The sequence below is a fragment of the Chitinimonas koreensis genome (assembly GCF_014353015.1).
Lineage (GTDB): Bacteria > Pseudomonadota > Gammaproteobacteria > Burkholderiales > Chitinimonadaceae > Chitinimonas > Chitinimonas koreensis.
This window is the reverse complement of the sequence record NZ_CP060704.1, coordinates 2,842,091-2,860,711: the sequence shown is the minus strand read 5'-3', so window position 1 is coordinate 2,860,711 and position 18,621 is coordinate 2,842,091. Positions and strand designations below refer to the sequence as shown.

The following is an 18,621-nucleotide window of genomic DNA, read 5'->3' as shown; positions in this document are numbered from 1 at the left end:
GAGCAACTGCTGCACGGCTTCGCCGGCGCCGCGCTGGCGGTGGGCGAGGGCGACAGCGTGCCGGCGCGCTTCGCCCGCATGGCGGCCGAGCACCCGGAGCGGGTGGCGGCCTGCGCCGACGGCAAGCGCATCGACTACCGCACGCTCGACCGCGCCGCCCGCGCCGTCGCTGGCAACCTGGCCGCGCTCGGCGCCGGGCCGGGCCGCACCGTGGCGGTGATGCTGCCGCGCTCGCTGGAGCTGGCCGCCACGCTGCTCGGCATCTTCTACGCCGGCGCGGTCTACCTGCCGATCGACCCGGACGAGCCGGCCCAGCGGCGCGACGAGCTGTTCGCCGAGGCCAGGCCGGCCGCGCTGGTCACCGTCGCCGAGATCGCCTCGCGGCTGGCGGTCGGCTGCCCGCTGCTGATCGTCGAACCGGCCGACGCGCTGGCCGCCAGCGCCGAGGCGGCCACGGCGCCCGTGCCGGTCGGCCTGCACGAACCGGCCTACCTGATCTACACCTCGGGCTCGACCAGCAAGCCCAAGGGCGTGCTCGGCAGCCACGGCAACCTGGCCAACCTGCTGGCCTGGACCTGCACGCGCTTCCCGCTCGGCACCGACGACGCGGTGCTGCACAAGGCGCCGTACACCTTCGACATCTCGCTGTGGGAGCTGTGCTGGCCGCTGGTGGCCGGCGCCCGGCTGGTGATCGCTGCGCCGGGCGGCCACCGCGATCCGGACTACCTGGTCGGCCAGATCGTGGCCGAGCGCGTCACCGTCGCCCAGTTCGTGCCGGCCATGCTGGAGGCCTTCGTGGCGGTGCCCGAGGCGGCGCACTGCCGCTCGCTGCGCCAGGTGTTCGCCGGCGGCGAGGCGCTGCACGCCGGCCTGCGCGACGCCTTCCACGCGCTGGGCCTGGGCGCCGCGCTGCACAACCTGTACGGCCCGACCGAGGCCGGCATCCTGGTCAGCCATTGCGAATGCCCGCCCGGCGAGCCCGGCCCGCTGCCGCTGGGCCGGCCGATCGCCAACACCGTGCTGCGCATCGTCGACCGGCTCGGCCAGCCGGTGGCGGTCGGCCAGGAGGGCGAGCTGCTGATCGGCGGCCTGCCGCTGGCGCTCGGCTACCTCGAACGGCCCGAGCAGGACGCGCGCGCCTTCGTCGCCGCCGCTGGCGTGCCCGGCGGCCGGCTCTACCGCACGGGCGACCGCGCGCGCTGGCGCGCCGACGGCAGCGTCGACTACCTCGGCCGCGCCGACGGCCAGGTCAAGCTGCGCGGCCAGCGCATCGAGACCGGCGCGATCGAGCACGCCTTGCGCCAGTGCCCCGGCGTGCAGGAGGCGGTGGTCGACCTGCGCGGCGCGCAGCCGGCGCAGCAGCGGCTGGTCGCCTGGTTCGTGCCGCGCGCCGGCCAGGCCATCGCCGAGCCGGCCGAGCTGCGCCGCGCGCTGGCGGCGCGGCTGCCGGCCTACATGCTGCCGGCCCAGTTCGTGCCGCTGGCGGCGCTGCCGGTGAGCCGCCACGGCAAGGTCGACCGCCAGGCGCTGGTCGAGCCCGAGCTGCCGCCGCCGGACGCCGGCGACCAGGCGCCGCGCACGCCGCTGGAGACGGCGCTGCTCGACTACGTGCGCGGCACGCTGCAGGTCGCGCTGCGCGGCATCGACCACGACTTCTTCGCCGCCGGCGGCCAGTCGCTGGCCGCCACCCAGCTGATCGGCTGGGTGCAGCGGCAGTGGTCGGTCAAGCCGGCGCTGAAGGATTTCTTCGAACTGCCGACCGTGGCCTGCCTGGCCGCGCTGATCGAGGCCGCCCAGGCCGACGCGCCGGCCGACGGCCTGCGCCTGCGCGAGCGCCGCCGCGTCTCGCGCGATCAACTCTCGAGCGAGGCCACGCTGGACGCGGCCTCGACCCAAGGACTCCCGAAATGAACGATCCCAAGCGCATCGACGGTGCGGCGGAAGCCGCGCAGACCGAATCCGGCCAGGAAGTCTTCCTGTGCGCCGCCACGCCGGCCCAGCAGCGGCTGTGGCTGCTGTGCGGCCTGGGCGAGGACGCCGCCAACTACGTGATCGCCGGTGCGCTGCGGCTGCAGGGCGCGCTCGATCCGGCCCGGCTGGAGGCGGCGCTGAACGACTGCCTGGCGCGCCATGAAAGCCTGCGCACCGGCTTCGCCGAGATCGACGGCGTGCCGCAGCAGGCGATCGAGCCGCAGGCGGCGCTGGCGCTGCCGTTGACCGAGCTCGACGCGCTGCCGGCCGAGGCCCGGCTCGAAGCCGCGCTGGCCACCGCCGGCGCGCTGGCGCGCCAGCCGTTCGACCTGGCGCGGCCGCCGCTGCTGCGCGCGCGGCTGTTCCGGCTCGGCGCCGACGACTGGCTGCTGGCGCTGGCGATCCACCACATCGTCTGCGACGGCCCCTCGCTGGGCATCCTGATCGCCGACCTGGCGGCCGCCTATGCCGGCCGCGGCCAGGGCCGGCCGCTGCCGGCCGCGCCGGCGCTGCAGTTCGCCGATTTCGCCGAATGGCAGCAGGAGCAACTGGCGCGGCCGGAAACCGAACGGCTGCTGGCCGCCGCCGCGGCGCGGCTGGCCGGCGTGCCCGACCTGCTGGTGCCGACCGACCGGCCGCGGCCCGCGCTGCGCGCCGGCCGCGGCGCGCGCCACGCCTTCGCGCTCGACGCGGTGCTGATGGATGCGGTGACGCTGCGCGCCCGCGCGCTCGGCAGCACGCCGTTCGCCGTGCTGCTGGCGGCCTGGGGCATCGTGCTGGCCGGCTGGAGCGGGCAGGACGACTTCGCCATCGGCACCCCGGTCAGCGGCCGCGCCGACCCGGCGCTGGCCGAGGTGGTCGGCCTGTTCGCCGAGACCGCCGCGCTGCGCTTCCGCTGCGACGGCGAGCCGACCGTCGGCGAGGTGCTGCGGCGGGTGCGCGACGGCTGGCGCGACACGCTGGCCGAGGCCGGCCTGCCGTTCGACCGGCTGGTGCAGCGCCTGCGCCGGCCGCAGGACCGCAGCCGCACGCCGCTGCTGCAGACGCTGTTCTCGCTCAACCCGGCGGCGCCGCCGCTGGCGCTGGACGGCCTGAGCGCCACGGCGCTGCCGCTGCGCGGCGGCGAGGCCAAGACCGAGCTGGTGCTGGAACTGAGCGAGACGGCCGCGGGCTGCGCCGCCACGCTGGACTACGACGCCGCGCTGTTCGACGCCGCCACCATCGCCTGGCTGGCCGAGCGCTACCGCGCCGTGCTGGCCGCCGCCGCGACGCGGCCCGAGCAGGCGCTGCGCGCGCTGACCGAATCGCTGCCGGCGCGGCCGGCGGCGCCGCTCGACGCGGCGCAGCGCGCGCTGCTGCGCGGTTTCAATGCCACCGCCCAGGCGGTCGAGCCGGGCCAGCTGCTGCACCGCGCGTTCGAGGCCCAAGCCGCGCGCACGCCGGATGCGCCGGCGGTGCGCTACCAGGGCGAGACGCTGAGCTACGGCGAGCTGAACCGGCGCGCCAACCAGCTGGCCCACCACCTGCGCGCGCTCGGCGTGCGGCCGGACGACCGCGTCGCGCTGTGCTGCGAGCGCGGCTGCGTCCAGCTGGTCGGCCTGTGGGCGGTGCTCAAGGCCGGCGGCGCCTACGTGCCGCTCGACCCGGCCCACCCGGCCGAACGGCTGGCCTACCTGCTCGGCGACAGCGGCGCGGTGGCGCTCTTGACCGAGGAGGCGCTGCTGCCGCGCTTCGACGCCGGCCCCTCGCCGCGTATCTGCCTCGACGCGCCGGCCACGCTGGCGCTGCTCGACGGCCTGCCCGGCCACGATCCCGACGCCGACGAGATCGGCCTGACCGACCGCCACCTGGCCTACGTGATCTACACCTCGGGCTCGACCGGCCAGCCCAAGGGCGTGATGGTCGAGCACCGCTCGCTGGCCAATCTGCGCGCCGCGCTGGCGCCGCTGTGCGCCGGCCTGCCCGAGGGCGCGCGCATCGGCCTCAATGCCGCGCTGGCCTTCGACGCCTCGCTGCAGTCGCTGCTGCAACTGCTGGACGGCCACTGCCTGCTGCCGATCCCGCCGCAGCTGCGCGGCGACGGCGCGGCGCTGCTCGACTTCCTGCAGGCCGAGCGCATCGACGGCTTCGACTGCACGCCGGCGGTGATGGACCTGCTGATCGCCGCCGGCTTCGCCACCACCTCGCGCTACCGGCCGACCTGGGTGCTGCTCGGCGGCGAGGCGATCTCGCCGCGCAGCTGGCAGATCCTGCGCAGTGGCGACGCGGTCACGCGGCGGGCGACCCGCATCCACAACGTCTACGGCCCGACCGAATGCACGGTCGACGCCACCGGCTGCGAGCTGTTCGAGGCCGGCGACGCGCCGGTGATCGGCCGGCCGCTGGCCAACACCCGCGTCCACGTGGTCGACCCGGCCGGCCGGCTGCTGCCGCCGGGCGAGATCGGCGAGCTGTGGATCGGCGGCGCCGGCGTGGCGCGCGGCTACCTCGGCCGGCCCGAACTCGACGCCGAGCGCTTCGGCGCCGACCCGTTCGCGGAAGAGGAGGGCGCGCGGCTCTACCGCAGCGGCGACCTCGGCCGCTGGCGCGCCGACGGCCTGCTCGAATACCACGGCCGCGCCGACTTCCAGCTCAAGATCCGCGGCCACCGCATCGAGCCGGGCGAGATCGAGGCCCAGTTGCGCCGCTGCGACGGCGTCGACGAGGCGCTGGTCATGGCGCGCGAGGACCAGCCCGGCGAGCGCCGGCTGGTGGCCTACCTGCGGCTGCGGCCCGGCGCCGCGGCGCCGGACCCGGCCGCGCTGCGCCACCGGCTGGCCGCCACGCTGGCCGAGCCGATGCTGCCGGCCGCCTATGTCTGCCTCGACGCCTTCCCGCTGACGCCCAACGGCAAGGTCGACCGCCGCGCGCTGCCGGCGCCGGGCTCCGAGGCGCTGGCCAGCGCGGCCTATGCCGCGCCGGAGGGCGAGGTCGAGCAGGCGATCGCCGCGCTGTGGCAGGCGCTGCTCGGCGTCGAGCGGGTCGGTCGCCACGACGACTTCTTCGCGCTCGGCGGCCATTCGCTGCTGGCCACCCGTGCGGCCGCCCGGCTGGGCCGCCGCTTCGGCCTGCGGCTGCCGATGGCGGCGCTGTTCGACGCGCCGGTGCTGGCCGCGCTGGCGGCGCGCATCGAGGCGGCGCGGATGGCCGAGACCGCCGCGGCGGTCGACACCGAGTCGGCCGCGGCCGGCAGCGCGTCGGCCGACCGCAGCCCGACCGATCGCGGCCCGGCCGAGGCGGCCGGCGCCGCAATCGCCGCCGACGGCGGGCCCGCGCCGCTGTCGGCCAGCCAGCTCGGCCTGTGGTTCGTCCAGCAGCTCGACCCGGCCAGTACCGCCTACGTGCTGTCGGGCGCCATCCGCATCGACGGCGCGCTGAGCCGCAGCCTGCTGTCGCGCACGCTCGACCTCTTGCAGGCGCGCCACCACGCGCTGCGCACCCGCTTCGACGCCGCCGGCGGCGTGCCCAGCCAGACCGTGCTGGCGCCGAGCGGCATCGCGCTGCCGATCGACGACCTGTCGCGGCTGGCGCCCGCGATGCGCGAGGCCGAGCTGCAGCGCCGGCTCGACGCCGAGGCGCGGCGGCCGTTCGAGCTGCCCGGCCCGCCGCCGGTGCGGGCGCGGCTGCTGGTGCTCGGCCCCGATTGCCATGTGCTGAGCCTGTCGCTGCACCACATCGTGGCCGACGGCTGGTCGCTCGGCCTGGTCTGGCGCGACCTGGTGCAGGGCTACCGGGCGCTGCGCGAGGGCGGAGCGCCCGACTGGACGCCGCTGCCGCAGTACGCCGACTACGCGCGCGGCGAGGCGGCCCGGCTGGCCGCGCCGGCCGCCGCGGCCGAGCTCGACTACTGGCGCCGCGCGCTCGACGCGCTGCCGCCGCTGGAACTGCCGACCGACTTCGCCCGGCCGCCGCTGCCGGGCTACCGCGGCGCGCAATACCGCTTCACCGTGCCGGCGCGGCTGTGCGGCAGCGCCGACCGGCTGGCCCGCGCCGCCGGCGCCAGCCGCTTCATGGTGCTGCTGGCCGCTTTCCAGGCGCTGCTGGCGCGCTGGAGCGGCCAGCGCGACTTCGCCGTCGGCGTGCCGGTATCGGGCCGCGAGGCGCTCGACTGGCAGGAGACCGTCGGCTGCTTCGTCAACACCGTGGCGATCCGCGCCGAGCTCGGCGACTCGCCCGATTTCCGCACCCTGGTCGAGCGCGTCAAGACGCGCAGCCTCGACGCCTTCGCCCATGCGGCGCTGCCGTTCGAGCACCTGGTCGAGCGGCTGCGGCCGGCCCACGACGCGGCGCGCCAGCCGCTGTTCCAGGCGCTGTTCAACTACCAGCGCACCGACTACCACCGGCACGACTGGGCCGACCTGGCCGTGACGCCGCTCGAGATCGACGGCGGCGCCGCCCAGTTCGACCTCGGCCTTTACCTCGAGGACGCCCCCGGCGGGCTGGCCGCCCGGCTGGTCTACCGCAGCGAGCTGTTCCTGCCGGCCACCGCCGAGCGCATGGCGGCCGCCTTCCTGCACCTGCTGGAAGACGCCGCCGAGCCGGCGCGGCAGCCGCTGCGCACAGCCATCCTGCGCGATGCCGACCGCGAGGCGCTGGCGGCCTGGAACGACACCGCCGCCGACTTCGGCCCGGCCGCCACCATCGACGAATTGATCGCCGCTCAGGCCGCGCGCACGCCCGCCGCGCCGGCGATCGAGGCCGACGACGGCCGGCTCGACTACGCCGGCCTCCTGGCGCGCGCCGATGCGCTGGCGGCCCGGCTGCAGGCGCTCGGCGCCGGCCCCGGCCGGGTGGTGGCGGTGCACCTGCCGCGCGGCGTCGACTTGCCGGTGGCGCTGCTGGCGGTGCATCGCGCCGGCGCCGCCTACCTGCCGCTGGACCCGGACCTGCCGGGCGAGCGGCTGGCCTATATGGTCGAGGATGCCGCCCCGGTGGCGCTGATCGCCCGGCCGGGCAGCGCCGGCTGGCTGGCCGCGCCGCTGCCGCAGCTGGCGCCGGCCGAGGCGGGCGAGGCGCCGGCCGCGTTCGCGCCGCCGCCGCGCAGCGCCGACGACCTGGCCTACTTGATCTACACCTCCGGCTCGACCGGCCGGCCCAAGGGCGTGATGGTGGCGCACCGCGGCGTGGTCAACCGGCTGCGCTGGGGCCAGGCCACCTTCGCGCTCGGCGCCGGCGACAAGGTGCTGCAGAAGACCAGCGCCGGCTTCGACGTCTCGGTGTGGGAATTCTTCTGGCCGCTGAGCGCCGGCGCCACGCTGGTGATGGCGCGGCCCGGCGGCCAGCGCGAGCCGGACTACCTGGCGGCGCTGATCGAGCGCGCCGGCATCACCTGCATCCACTTCGTGCCCTCGATGCTGGCCGCCTTCCTGGCCGTCGCCGATACGGCCCGCTGCGGCGCGCTGCGCTACGTGTTCGCCAGCGGCGAAGCGCTGACGCCCGAGCTGCGCGACCGCTTCCTCGACCTCGGCCTGCCGGCGCGGCTGCACGACCTGTACGGCCCGACCGAGGCCAGCATCGAAGTCACCTGGCGGCCGTGCGAGGCGGCCGACCGCGGCAAGCCGCAGCCGATCGGCCGGCCGATCGCCAACTGCCGCATCCACGTGCTCGACGCGCTCGGCCAGGAGCTGCCGATCGGCGTGCCGGGCGAGATCTGCATCGCCGGCGTGCAGGTGGCGCAGGGCTACCTGAACCGGCCCGAGCTGAGCGCCGAGCGCTTCGTCGCCGATCCCTTCGTGGCGGGCGGCCGGCTCTACCGCACCGGCGACGTCGGCCGCTGGTGCGACGGCGGCTGGGTCGAATACCTCGGCCGCCGCGACGGCCAGATCAAGCTGCGCGGCCAGCGCATCGAGCTGGGCGAGATCGAGGCGGCGCTGCGGCGCCAGCCGGGCGTGCTCGACGCGGTGGTGCTGGTCGAGGGCGAGCGCGAGGCCAGCCGGCTGGTCGGCTTCGTGCTGGCCGGGCCGGGCGCCGCGCCCGACGCGGCCGCGCTGCGCGGCCGGCTGGCGGCCGAGCTGCCCGAGGCCATGGTGCCGGCGCTGCTGCAGGTCCGCGACGCCTTCCCGCTCAGCAGCGCCGGCAAGACCGACCGCCAGGCGCTGCTGGCCCAGCTGCCGCGCGCCGAGGCGGCCGCCGGGCCGGCGCCGGCCGGCGCATTGGAACGCCGCATCGCGGCGATCTGGTGCGAAGTGCTGGGCCTGCCGGCGGTCGACGCCGCGCGCAATTTCTTCGAGGCCGGCGGCAATTCGCTCTTGCTGATGCAGGTGCATGCGCGGCTCAAGCAGGCGTTCTCGCCGGCGCCCAGGCTGGCCGACCTGTTCCGCTTCCCCAGCGTGGCGGCGCTGGCCGCCTTCCTCGGCCGCGAGCAGGCGCCGGCCGCCGCGGCCGAAGCGGCGGCCGGAACGGCCGCGGCGCCGGCGGCCGCCGACGAGCCGATCGCCGTCGTCGGCATGGCCGGCCGCTTCCCCGGCGCGGCCGACGTCGAGGCGCTGTGGCAGCTGCTGCTGGAAGGCCGCAGCGGGGTGCGCGAAATCGGCCGCGACGAGGCGCTGGCCGACGGCGCCGACCCGGCGCTGCTCGACCATCCGGGCTACGTGCCGTTCGCCGGCACGCTCGACGGCATCGACGCCTTCGACGAGCGCCTGTTCGGCTACAGCCCGGCCGACGCCGCGCTGATCGATCCGCAAGGCCGGATCTTCCTCGAATGCGCGCACGAAGCGCTGGCCTCGGCCGGCATCGACCCGGCCCGCTGCGGCGGCCGCATCGGCGTCTACGCCGGCGCCAGCGTCAGCAGCTATGCGCTGGCCGCGCTGCGCGGCCCGGCGCTGGCCGATACCGAGCTGTTCCGCGCGCTGTTCGCCAACGACAAGGACTACCTGGCCAGCCGGGTCGCCTACAAGCTCGGCCTCAAGGGGCCGGCGGTCGGGGTGCAGACCGCCTGCTCGACCTCGCTGGTGCGGTGGCGATGGCGGTGCGCGCGCTGCGCAGCGGCGAATGCGACGCGGTGCTGGCCGGCGGCGCCTCGGTGTCGGTGCCGCAGCGGGTCGGCTACCTGTACGAGGACGGCTCGATCCTGTCGCCCGACGGCCGCTGCCGCGCCTTCGGCATCGATGCCGCCGGCACGGTGCCGGGCAACGGCGTCGGCGTGGTGGTGCTCAAGCGGCTGTCGCGCGCGCTGGCCGACGGCGATCCGATCCGCGCGGTGATCCGCGCGGTGGCGCTCAACAACGACGGCGCCGACAAGGTCGGCTTCTCGGCGCCCTCGGTCGGCGGCCAGGAGGAAGTCCTGCAGGCCGCGCTGCGCGAGGCCGGCCTCGATGCCGCCGACATCGGCTACGTCGAGACCCACGGCACCGGCACCCGGCTGGGCGACGAGGTCGAGCTCAGCGCGCTGGCCGGCGCCTTCGGCGGCGCAGGGCAGGGCGCGCGCTGCCTGATCGGCTCGCTCAAGTCCAACCTCGGCCATCTCGACGCCGCCGCCGGCGTGGCCGGCCTGATCAAGGCGGTGCTGACGGTCGAGCGCGGCATCGTCCCGGCCAGCCTGCACGTCGAGCAGCCCAATGCGCTGCTGGCGGCCGGCGGGTCGCGCTTCGCGCTGGCGACCGCGACCGTGGCCTGGCCCGACGACGGCCGGCCGCGCCGCGCCGGCGTCAGCTCCTTCGGCATCGGCGGCACCAATGCCCACTGCATCGTCGAACAGCCGCCGCGGCCGGCCGGGCCGGAGCGCCAGGCGAGCGAGCCGCGCGAACAGCTGCTGTTGCTGTCGGCGCTCGACGCCGCCGCGCTCGAGCGCCAGCGCAGCCGATTGGCCGCCGCGCTGGCCGACGACGCCGACCTGGCCGCGGTGGCCTGGACGCTGCAGCGCGGCCGCCAGATCCTGCCGCTGCGGCTGGCGGTGACGGCGCGCACCGCGGCCGAGGCGCGCAGCGCGCTGCTGGCCGCGCCGCTGCCGGCCGCCGCCGCGCCGGCCGAGGCGCCGGCGCTGTATTTCGCCTTCCCCGGCCAGGGCAGCCAGCGCGCCGGCATGGGCCACGCGATCTACGCCGCCGAGCCGGCCTTCCGCGCGCTGGCCGACGCCTGCCTCGCGCTGCTGCCGGCCGAGCTGGCCGCCCAGGTGCGGCTGGCCGCCTTCGCCGATCCGGCCGAGGCCGGCGCCGAGGCCGAGGCGCTGCTGGCGCGCACCGAGGTGGCCCAGCCGGCGCTGTTCGTCCACCAGTACGCGCTGGCGCGGCTGCTGCTGGACTGGGGCCTCCGGCCGGCCGGCCTGCTCGGCCACAGCCTGGGCGAGATCGTCGCCGCCGCGCTGGCCGGCGTGCTGACGCCGCCGGACGCGATCCAGCTGGTGGTGCGCCGCGCCCGGCTGATGCAGGACAGCGCCGAGGGCGCGATGCTGCAGGCCGAGCTGCCGGCCGCCGAGCTGGCCGCGCTGCTGCCGGACGGGCTGGCGATCGCCGCCTGCAACGGCCCGGCGCTGACGGTGGCGGCCGGCCCCGTCGCCCAGGTCGAAGCCTTCGCCGCGCAGCTCGATGCGCGCGGCGTGGCCTGGCAGCGGCTGCGCGGCCGCCATGCCTTCCATTCGCCGGCGATGGCGCCGGCCGCCGCCGCGCTGCGGCCCTGGCTGGCGACGCTGACGGCGCATCCGCCGCAATGGCCGCTGCTGTCCAACCTCGACGGCGGCTGGATGAGCGACGCCGAGGCGGTCGATCCGCAGCGCTGGGCGCGCCAGCTGTGCGCGCCGGTGCAGTTCGCCCCGGCGCTGGCCGAGCTGGCCGGCCGGCCCGGCGCGCTGCTGCTGGAGATCGGCGCCGGCACCACGCTGGCCGCCTTCGCCCGCCAGGCCGGCCTCGCCGCGCTGTCGCTGCCGGCCGCGGCAATCTGATGCAGGCCATCGGTGCGCTGTGGCAGGCCGGCGCGGCGCCCGACTGGCGCGCCATGCAGCCGGCCGAGCCGCCGCGGCGGGTGCCGCTGCCCGGCTATCCGTTCGCCCGCAACCGCCACTGGCTGGCGCCGGCCGCCACGCCCCGGCCCGCCATGGCCCGGCCCGCGCTGGCGCTGCTCGACTGGCGCTATGCCGAGCCCCTGCACCCGCCGGCCGGCCTGGCGGTCGCGCTGCACGGCGGCGAACCGGCGCTGCGCGAGGGCCTGGCCGCCGCGCTGGCCGGCCACGGCGCCCGCGTCCTGATGTGGGACGGCAGCCTGCCGCCGCCGCCGGCCGACCGGCTGGTCGTGCTCGAACCGGGCTTCGACGCCATGCTCGACCTGGCCGCCGGGCTGGCCGGCCGCCATGGCGGCGGCCTGCGGGTGGTGACGCGCCACGCCCAGGACGCCGAGGCGGCGACCGAGCTGGAGGCGGCCCGGCTGGCGGCCGCGCTGGCCTCGGCCGGCCAGGAGCTGCCCGAACTGGGTCTGCGCCAGATCGACCTCGGCGGCCCGCTGTCGCGCCGGCAACTGGCCGCGCTGGCGGCCGAATGCCTGGCCGACGGGCCGGCCGGCGTGTTGCTGCGCGACGGCCGCCGCCGCCTGCCGGCGATCGCCGAGCTGGAACCGGCCGCGGCGGCCGAGCCCTGGCTGGAATCGCAGGTGACGCTGATCACCGGCGGTTTCGGCCGGGTCGGCCAGGCCTTCGCCCGCCGCCTGGCGGCGCGGCCCGGCGCGCGGCTGGTGCTGCTGGGCCGCCAGGTGCCGGCGGGCGACGACCCTAGGCTGCTCGAACTGCGCGCGCTCGGCGCCGAGGTGCTGGCGCTGGCCGGCGACATCGCCGCCGACGGCGTGGCCCATGCCGCGGTACAGGCCGCGCTCGGCCGTTTCGGCCGGCTCGACTGCGTGATCCACGCCGCCGGCGTGGCCGGCGAAGCGGCGCACCGGCCGCTGCTCGAATGCGGCCGCGCCGAGCGCGCCGCGATCCAGGCCGCCAAGCTCGACGGCACCCGCCGGCTGGCGGCGGCGCTCGACGGCGTGGCGGTGCGGCGGGTGCTGCTGTGTTCCTCGCTGTCGACCGTGCTCGGCGGGCTGGGCTTCGCCGCCTACGCCGCCGGCAACCGCGCGCTGGAGGTGCTGGCCGAGCGGCAGTCGCGCGACGGCGCCCAATGGCTGGCGCTCGGCTACGACGGCTGGCATTTCGATGGCGATCCGCCGGCCACCGGGCCGGCGCTGGCGGCGGCCGAGGCGATCGCGCTGACCGAGCGCGCGCTGGCGGCCGGTCTTGCCGGCCGGGTGCTGCTGTCGGCCGGCCGGCTGGCCGAGCGGCTGGCGCGCTGGCAGGCGGTGGCGGAGTCGGCCGAGGCCGCGGCGCCGGCGGCCGCGGCGACCGCCTTCGTCGCGGCCGACCACTACGCCGACCCGGCCGAGGCCGCGGTGGCCCAGGCCATCGCCGACACGCTGGCGCTGGCCGCGGTCGGGCCCGACGACGACTTCTTCGCGCTCGGCGGCGACAGCCTGGTGGCGACCCGGGTGATCGCGCGGCTGCGCGGCGCCACCGGCCTGCCGCTGTCGGTCGGCCTGGTGCTGCAGGCGCCGACGGTGCGGCTGCTGGCGGCCGCGGTGCGCGCCATGCAGGGCCTGCCGGCGGCCGAGGCGTCCGACGAATACGAGGAGGGCGCCTTATGAGCGCCGAAGCGATCCGCCTGCTGGCCGAGCTCGAACGCGCCGGCATCGCGCTGTGGGCCGAGGACGGCCAGCTGCGCTTCCGGGCGCCCAAGGGCCGGCTGACCGAGGCCTGGCGCGCCGAGCTGGCGGCCCATCGCGGCGCGCTGCTGGCGCTGCTGGACCGCGGCCGGGCCGACGGCGCGGTCGGCCGCCGGCCCGGCCCGGCCGAGGCGCCGGTGCCGCTGTCGATCGAGCAGCGCGCGGTCTGGCTGGCCGAGCAGCACGGCGGCGGCCGCGCCTTCCTGATCCCCGGCGCGCTGCGCCTGCGCGGCCGGCTCGACGCCGCGGCGCTGCGGCTGGCCTTGCAGGCGCTGGTCGACCGCCACGAGGCCTTCCGCACGGCGATCCGGCTGGTCGGCGACGAGCCGATGCAGTGCGTGCAGTCGGCCGTGCATTTCGCCTTGCCCGAACACGACCTGTCGGCGCTGATGCCGGCCGAACGCGATGGCGCGCTCGAACGGCTATTGGCCGCGGAAGCGGCGCGGCCGTTCGAGCTGGCGCGGGCGCCGCTGCTGCGCGCAGTGCTGGTGCGGCTGGCGGCCGAGGAACACGTGCTGGCGCTGACGCCGCACCACATCGTCGCCGACGGCTGGAGCATCGACGTGATGGTGCGCGAGCTGAGCCTGTTCTACCGGCCCGACGGCTCGCCGCCGCCGCCGCTGCCGGCGCCGCTGGGCTATCCCGACTTCGCCGCCTGGCAGGCCGGCCGCATCGCCGCCGGCGCCGACGCGGCCGATCTCGACTACTGGCGCGCCACGCTGGCCGAGCTGCCGCCGCCGCTCGAACTGCCGGCCGCGCGCCAGGCCGCCGCCGGCACGGACGGCATCGCCGCCGGCTACGCCGGCGCCGCGGTGCAGGCCACGCTGCCGGCCGCCACCGCGCGCGGCCTGCGCCGGCTGGCGGCCGAGTCCGGCACCACGCTGTTCAGCGCGCTGGCGGCCCTGTTCGCCGCGCTGCTGCAGCGCTACGGCGGCCGGCGCGAGCTGGTGCTCGGCACCGCCAGCGCCGGCCGCGGCCGCATCGAGCTGGAGGAGGTGGTCGGCCTGTTCGCCGGCCGGCTGCCGCTGCGGCTCGACTTCGACGGCGATCCGGCCTTCGCCGAGCTGGTGCGGCGCTGCGCGCGCGCCTCGGCCGCGGCGCTGAGCCACGCGCTGCCGGCCGAGCGCATCCTGGCCGAGGCGGTGGCGCCCGAGGCGCGCGGCGGCCTGTTCCAGGTGATGCTCGCGCTGCAGAACGCGGTGCGCAGCCGGCTCGACTTCGCCGGGCTGGCGGCCGAACCGCTGCCGCTGGCCGGCGAATCGGCCAAGTTCGAGCTGTTCCTGGCGGTCGACGAGGACGGCGAAGCGCTGACGCTGGCGCTCGAATACGCCACCGCGCGCTTCGATGCGCCGCGCATGCGGGCCATGCTGGACCACCTCGTGCGGCTGGCCGAGGCGGCGGTGACGGACCCGGCCGCGCCGCTGTCGCGCCTGCCGCTCATGTCGGCCGCCGAGCGCGCGGCGCTGCTGGCAGCCCAGCCGGCGCCGGCGGCCGCGCCCGCGGCCGGCGATTCGCTATGGCGGCGGCTGCGCGACATCGCGCTGGCCGAGCCCGGGCGGCCGGCCCTGCTGGCCCCCTCGGCTGGAACGACGCCGCCGCGCGCAGCGTGAGCTACGGCGAGCTGCTGGCGCGCGCCGGCGCGGTGGCCGCCGCGCTGGCGGCCTGCGGCCTGCGCCAGGGCGAGGCGGTGGCGCTGGCCGGCGAGCGTTCGGTCGATTTCGTCGCGGCGATGCTCGGCATCCTGGCCGCCGGCGGCTGCTACCTGCCGCTGGCGCCCGAGCTGCCGCCGGCGCGGGTGGCCGAGATGCGCGAGGACAGCGGCGCCGCCATCCTGGTCGGCAGCGACGCGGCGGGCCTGGCGCACGCCGACGGCTTCGCCACCGTGCTGGCCGCGGCGCAGCTGCCGCCGTCGCTGGCGCAGGCGCTGGCGGCGCCCGGCCCGGCCTCGGCCACGCAGCGCGCCTACGTGATGTTCACCTCGGGCTCGACCGGCCGGCCCAAGGGCGTGCAGGTCAGTCACGCCAACGTGCTGCATTTCGCCGCCGGCATGCCGCCGGCGCGCGAGGGCAACGCGGCGGTCTACCTGCATTTCGCGCCGGAGGGCTTCGACGCCTCGGTGCTGGAGATCTGGAGCGCGCTGCTGACCGGCGCCCGGCTGGTCATCGCGCCGCCGGGCCTGCCGGGGCTCGACGCGCTGGCCGACCTGATCGAGGCGCAGCGGGTGTCGGTCTGCTTCCTCACCGCCGGGCTGTTCCACCAGCTCGCCCGCGCCCGGCCGCGCACGCTGGCGCGGCTCGACATCCTGATGAGCGGCGGCGACCGCGTCTCGCCGGCGGCGGCGCGCGAGGTACTGGCTGCGGCCGGCCCGGCGTCCGGCGTCCCGGTCAGGCTCTACAACGTCTACGGCCCGACCGAGACCACCGTGCTGGCCAGCCAGTACCGCGTCATGCCGGCCGACGTCGAGCCGGCCGCCGGCGCCTTGCCGATCGGCCGCGCCCACGGCGCCAGCCGGCTCTATGTGCTCGACCGGCACGGCGAGCCGGTGCCGGCCGGCGTGATCGGCGAGCTGTACATCGGCGGCGGCGGCGTGGCCGGCGGCTACCTCGGCCGGCCCGAGCTGAGCCGCGAACGCTTCCTGCCCGACCCGTTCGCGGGCCTGCCCGGCGCGCGCATGTACCGCAGCGGCGACCTGGCGCGCTGGCGCGACGACGGCGCGCTCGAATTCCTCGGCCGCGCCGACCGCCAGGTCAAGATCCGCGGCTTCCGCATCGAGCCGGGCGAGATTGAGGCCCAGCTGGCCGCCCACCCGGAGGTGGCGCAGGCGGTGGTCGAGCCGCGCGACAGCGGCGGCGGCCCGCGGCTGGTGGCCTACCTGGTGCCGGCCGCCGGCGCCGCGCCCGACCACGCCGCGCTGCGCGCCTTCCTGGCCGAGCGGCTGCCGCGCCACATGCTGCCGGCCGCGCTGGTGACGCTGGCCGCGCTGCCGCTGACCCGCAACGGCAAGCTCGACCGCGCCGCGCTGCCGCCGCCCGACGAGGCCGAGCCGGCGCGCCGCACCGCGCCCGAGGGCGAGCGTGCCGAGGCGCTGGCGGCCGTCTGGCGCGCCGTGCTGCAGTGCGGCGAGCTGGCGCTGGAGGACGATTTCTACGCGCTCGGCGGCGATTCGATCATGGCCATGCAGGTGTCGATGCGGCTGACCCGGCAGGGCTGGACGCTGCGGCCGCAGGACATGCTGCGCCAGCCGACGCTGGCGGCGCAGTGCGCGCTGATGCGGCGCCAGGCGGCGGCCGTGCGGCGGCGCGAGAGCGACGCGGCGCTGCCGGTCACGCCGATCCAGGCCTGGTTCTTCGCGCTGGAGCTGGCCCATCCGCAGCACTGGAACCAGGCGGTGCGGCTGGCGCTCGATCCGGCCGCCGCCGGCCGGCTGGAACCGGCGCTGGCCGCGCTCGAAGCGGCGCACGAGGCGCTGCGGCTGCGCTTCGCCCCCGGCGAAACCGGCTGGACGATGCGCGTCGCCCCGGCCGGCGCGCCGCCGCTGCGGCGGGTGCGCGCCGAGGACGCCGGCGAGGCGCTGGTGCAGATCGAAGCGGCCCAGCGCAGCCTCGACCTCGCCGCCGGCCCGGTCTGGCGCGCGCTGCTGATCGACGGCCCGCACGACGGCTGGCCGCACCTGGTGCTGATCGCCCACCACCTGGTGGTCGACGGCGTGTCCTGGCGCCTGCTGGTCGACGACCTGGCGCAGGCGCTGGCCGGCGGCGAGCCGGCGCCGGCCGCGCTGGGCTACGCCGACTGGGCTGCCCACCTGGCCGGCCTGCCGCCGCAGCCGCCGCGCGCCGCCGTGCCGCCGGCGCCGCCGCCGATCGCGCGGCCGGACGGCGACGATTTCGAGGCCCAGACCCGCATCGCCACGCTGGCCTTGCCGATGGATGCCACCGCCGCGCTGCTCGGACCGGCCAACCAGCCTTACCGCAGCGAGCCGACCGAGCTGCTGCTGGCCGGCCTGCTGCTCGGCCTGCAGGCGGCGCACGGCCGGTCCGCGCTGGCCGTCGCGCTCGAACGCCACGGCCGCGACGTCGACGGCGTCGAGCTGGCCGGCACGGTCGGCTGGTTCACCGCCATCGTGCCGCTGCTGCTGGCGCTGCCGCCGGCGTTGGAACGGGAGGCGGCCGGGCCGGGCGCGGCGCTGCTGGCGCTCAAACAGGCCGTGCGCAGCGCGCCGCGGACCATGGCGGCCACCGCCGGCCGGCGCCGCTGGTGGCGTTCAACTACCTCGGCCGCTTCGACAACGCGCTGGCCGCCGACGGCCCGCTGCGGCCGGTCGCGGCCGAATGCGGCGCCGCCTGCCACCCGGCCAATCGGCGGCCTTACCCGCTCGAGATCGTGGCGGTGGTCGAGGCCGGCACGCTGCGCGTCGATTTCCGCTACGGCCCCGGCCGCTTCGAGCCGGCCGCGGTCGAGGCCTGGGCCGCGGCGATGCGCGCGGCGCTCTTGGCGCTGCTGGACCACCTGGCCGAGCCGGCCGCCGGCGGCCGCGCGCCGTGCGATTTCCCGCTGGCCGGCCTGGCCGACCAGGCCGAGCTCGACCAGCTGCTGCGCGAACAGGGCCTGGCCGCCGCCGAACTGGCCGACCTGCTGCCGGTGACGCCGCAGCAGCGCGGCATGCTGCTGGAGAGCCAGGCCCACGCCGGGCTCGGCCTGCACGTCGAGCAGTTCGTCGCCACCTTCGACGGCGCCTTCGACCGCGCCGCGCTGGAGGCCGCCTGGGCGCGCCTGGTCGCCCGCCACGACACGCTGCGCAGCGGCTTCGCCTGGCGCCAGGAGCACGCGCCGCTGTGCCTGGTCCACGCCCGCGCCGAACCGGCCTGGCAGCACCTCGACTGGCGCGGCGAAGCGGTCGACGAAGCGCGCATCGCCGCCTGGCTCGAGCGCGACCGGCTGGCCGGCTTCGACGGCGCCCGGCCGCCGCTGCGCTTCGCCACGCTGCGGCTGGACGCGTCGCGCTGGCTGTTCGTCTGGACCTATCACCACGCGCTGCTCGACGGCTGGAGCGTGGCGCGGCTGCTGGCCGAGGCGCTGGCGCCGGCTGCCGACGAGGCGCCGCCGGCCGCGCGCGACCATGCGCGCTGGCTGGCCGGCCAGGACCGTGCCGCCGCCGCCGCGTTCTGGCGCGCCGAGCTGGCCGGAGCCGAGGTGCCGACGCCGGCCGGCCGCGTCGATCCGGCGCTGGCGCCGGGCCGCGGCCACGCCGACCGCTGCCGGCGCATCGATGCGGCGACGGTGGCGCAGCTGGAGACGCTGGCGCGGCGCCACCGCCTCACCCCGGCGCTGCTGGCGCAGGGCCTGTGGGGCCTGGCGCTGGCCTGGGCCTCGGGCCGCCGCGAAGTGACGCTGGCGCGCACCGTGGCCGGCCGCCCGGCCGAGGTCGACGGCAGCGAGCGCTGGGTCGGGCTGTTCATCAACAGCCTGCCGTTGCGGCTGTCGTTGCCGGCCGACGGGCCGCTGTGGACTGGCTGGCGGCCGCGGCCGACCGCGCCGCCGCGCAGGCGCCGTACGAATGGTGCGCCGGCGGCGACGTGCATGCCTGGTCCGGCCTGCCGCCGGGCCGCGCGCTGAGCGACACGCTGCTGATCTTCGAGAACTACCCGAATTCGCCGCAGCCGGCCGGCGAGGGCGCGCTGCGACTGGCCGCGGTGCCGGCCGCGGCGCGCGCACCCACTTCCCGCTGGCGCTGCTGATCGTGCCGGAGCAGGGCTGGCGCTGCGAGCTGGTATGCGACCAGGCCTACATGCCGGCCGACGAGGCGCTGCGCCTGCTCGACGCCTTCGCCGCGCTGGCGCCGCGGCGACCGGGCCGGCCGCCACGCTCGAAGGCGCGCTGGCCCGGCTGCCGGCTCAGCCGCCGCGGCGGTGCCGGCCGGCCGAACGGCGCGTC

Annotated in this window: 7 protein-coding genes and 1 pseudogene; all 8 read left to right on the top strand. The window is 77.7% G+C overall.

From position 1 onward, the window contains the following. Positions 1-78: 78 nt before the first annotated feature. The 8 genes and pseudogenes from H9L41_RS11915 (at position 79) to H9L41_RS11875 (ending at position 18,425) form a co-directional block, all read left to right on the top strand. Positions 79-1,911 (top strand): non-ribosomal peptide synthetase, encoded by a 1,833-nt coding sequence (locus H9L41_RS11915; protein WP_373282116.1) that lies wholly within the window; start codon positions 79-81, stop codon positions 1,909-1,911. After that, positions 1,908-9,902: pseudogene (locus H9L41_RS24745) on the top strand (beta-ketoacyl synthase N-terminal-like domain-containing protein); the annotation flags it as partial. The gene H9L41_RS11915 and the pseudogene H9L41_RS24745, both read left to right, overlap by 4 nt. 128 nt (positions 9,903-10,030) lie before the next feature. Then, entirely contained in the window at positions 10,031-10,885 is an 855-nt protein-coding gene (locus H9L41_RS24740; protein WP_265584048.1) for an acyltransferase domain-containing protein, read from the top strand. After that, a complete protein-coding gene (locus tag H9L41_RS11890) occupies positions 10,885-12,612 on the top strand; it encodes a beta-ketoacyl reductase (RefSeq protein WP_187523365.1) in 1,728 nt (575 codons plus the stop codon). The genes H9L41_RS24740 and H9L41_RS11890 overlap by 1 nt, the downstream gene beginning before the upstream one ends. Next, entirely contained in the window at positions 12,609-14,300 is a 1,692-nt protein-coding gene (locus H9L41_RS11885; protein ID WP_187523364.1) for a condensation domain-containing protein, read from the top strand. The genes H9L41_RS11890 and H9L41_RS11885 overlap by 4 nt, the downstream gene beginning before the upstream one ends. Next, positions 14,297-17,332 carry a non-ribosomal peptide synthetase gene (locus H9L41_RS11880; RefSeq protein WP_187523363.1) on the top strand — a complete coding sequence of 1,012 codons (3,036 nt, stop codon included), beginning with the start codon at positions 14,297-14,299 and terminating at the stop codon, positions 17,330-17,332. The genes H9L41_RS11885 and H9L41_RS11880 overlap by 4 nt, the downstream gene beginning before the upstream one ends. 17 nt (positions 17,333-17,349) lie before the next feature. Then, entirely contained in the window at positions 17,350-18,303 is a 954-nt protein-coding gene (locus H9L41_RS24735; protein WP_265584047.1) for a condensation domain-containing protein, read from the top strand. Beyond that, positions 18,264-18,425, top strand: coding sequence for a hypothetical protein (locus H9L41_RS11875; protein ID WP_187523362.1), 162 nt, complete (start codon positions 18,264-18,266; stop codon positions 18,423-18,425). Before H9L41_RS24735 ends, H9L41_RS11875 begins: the two co-directional genes overlap by 40 nt. Positions 18,426-18,621 lie beyond the last annotated feature (196 nt).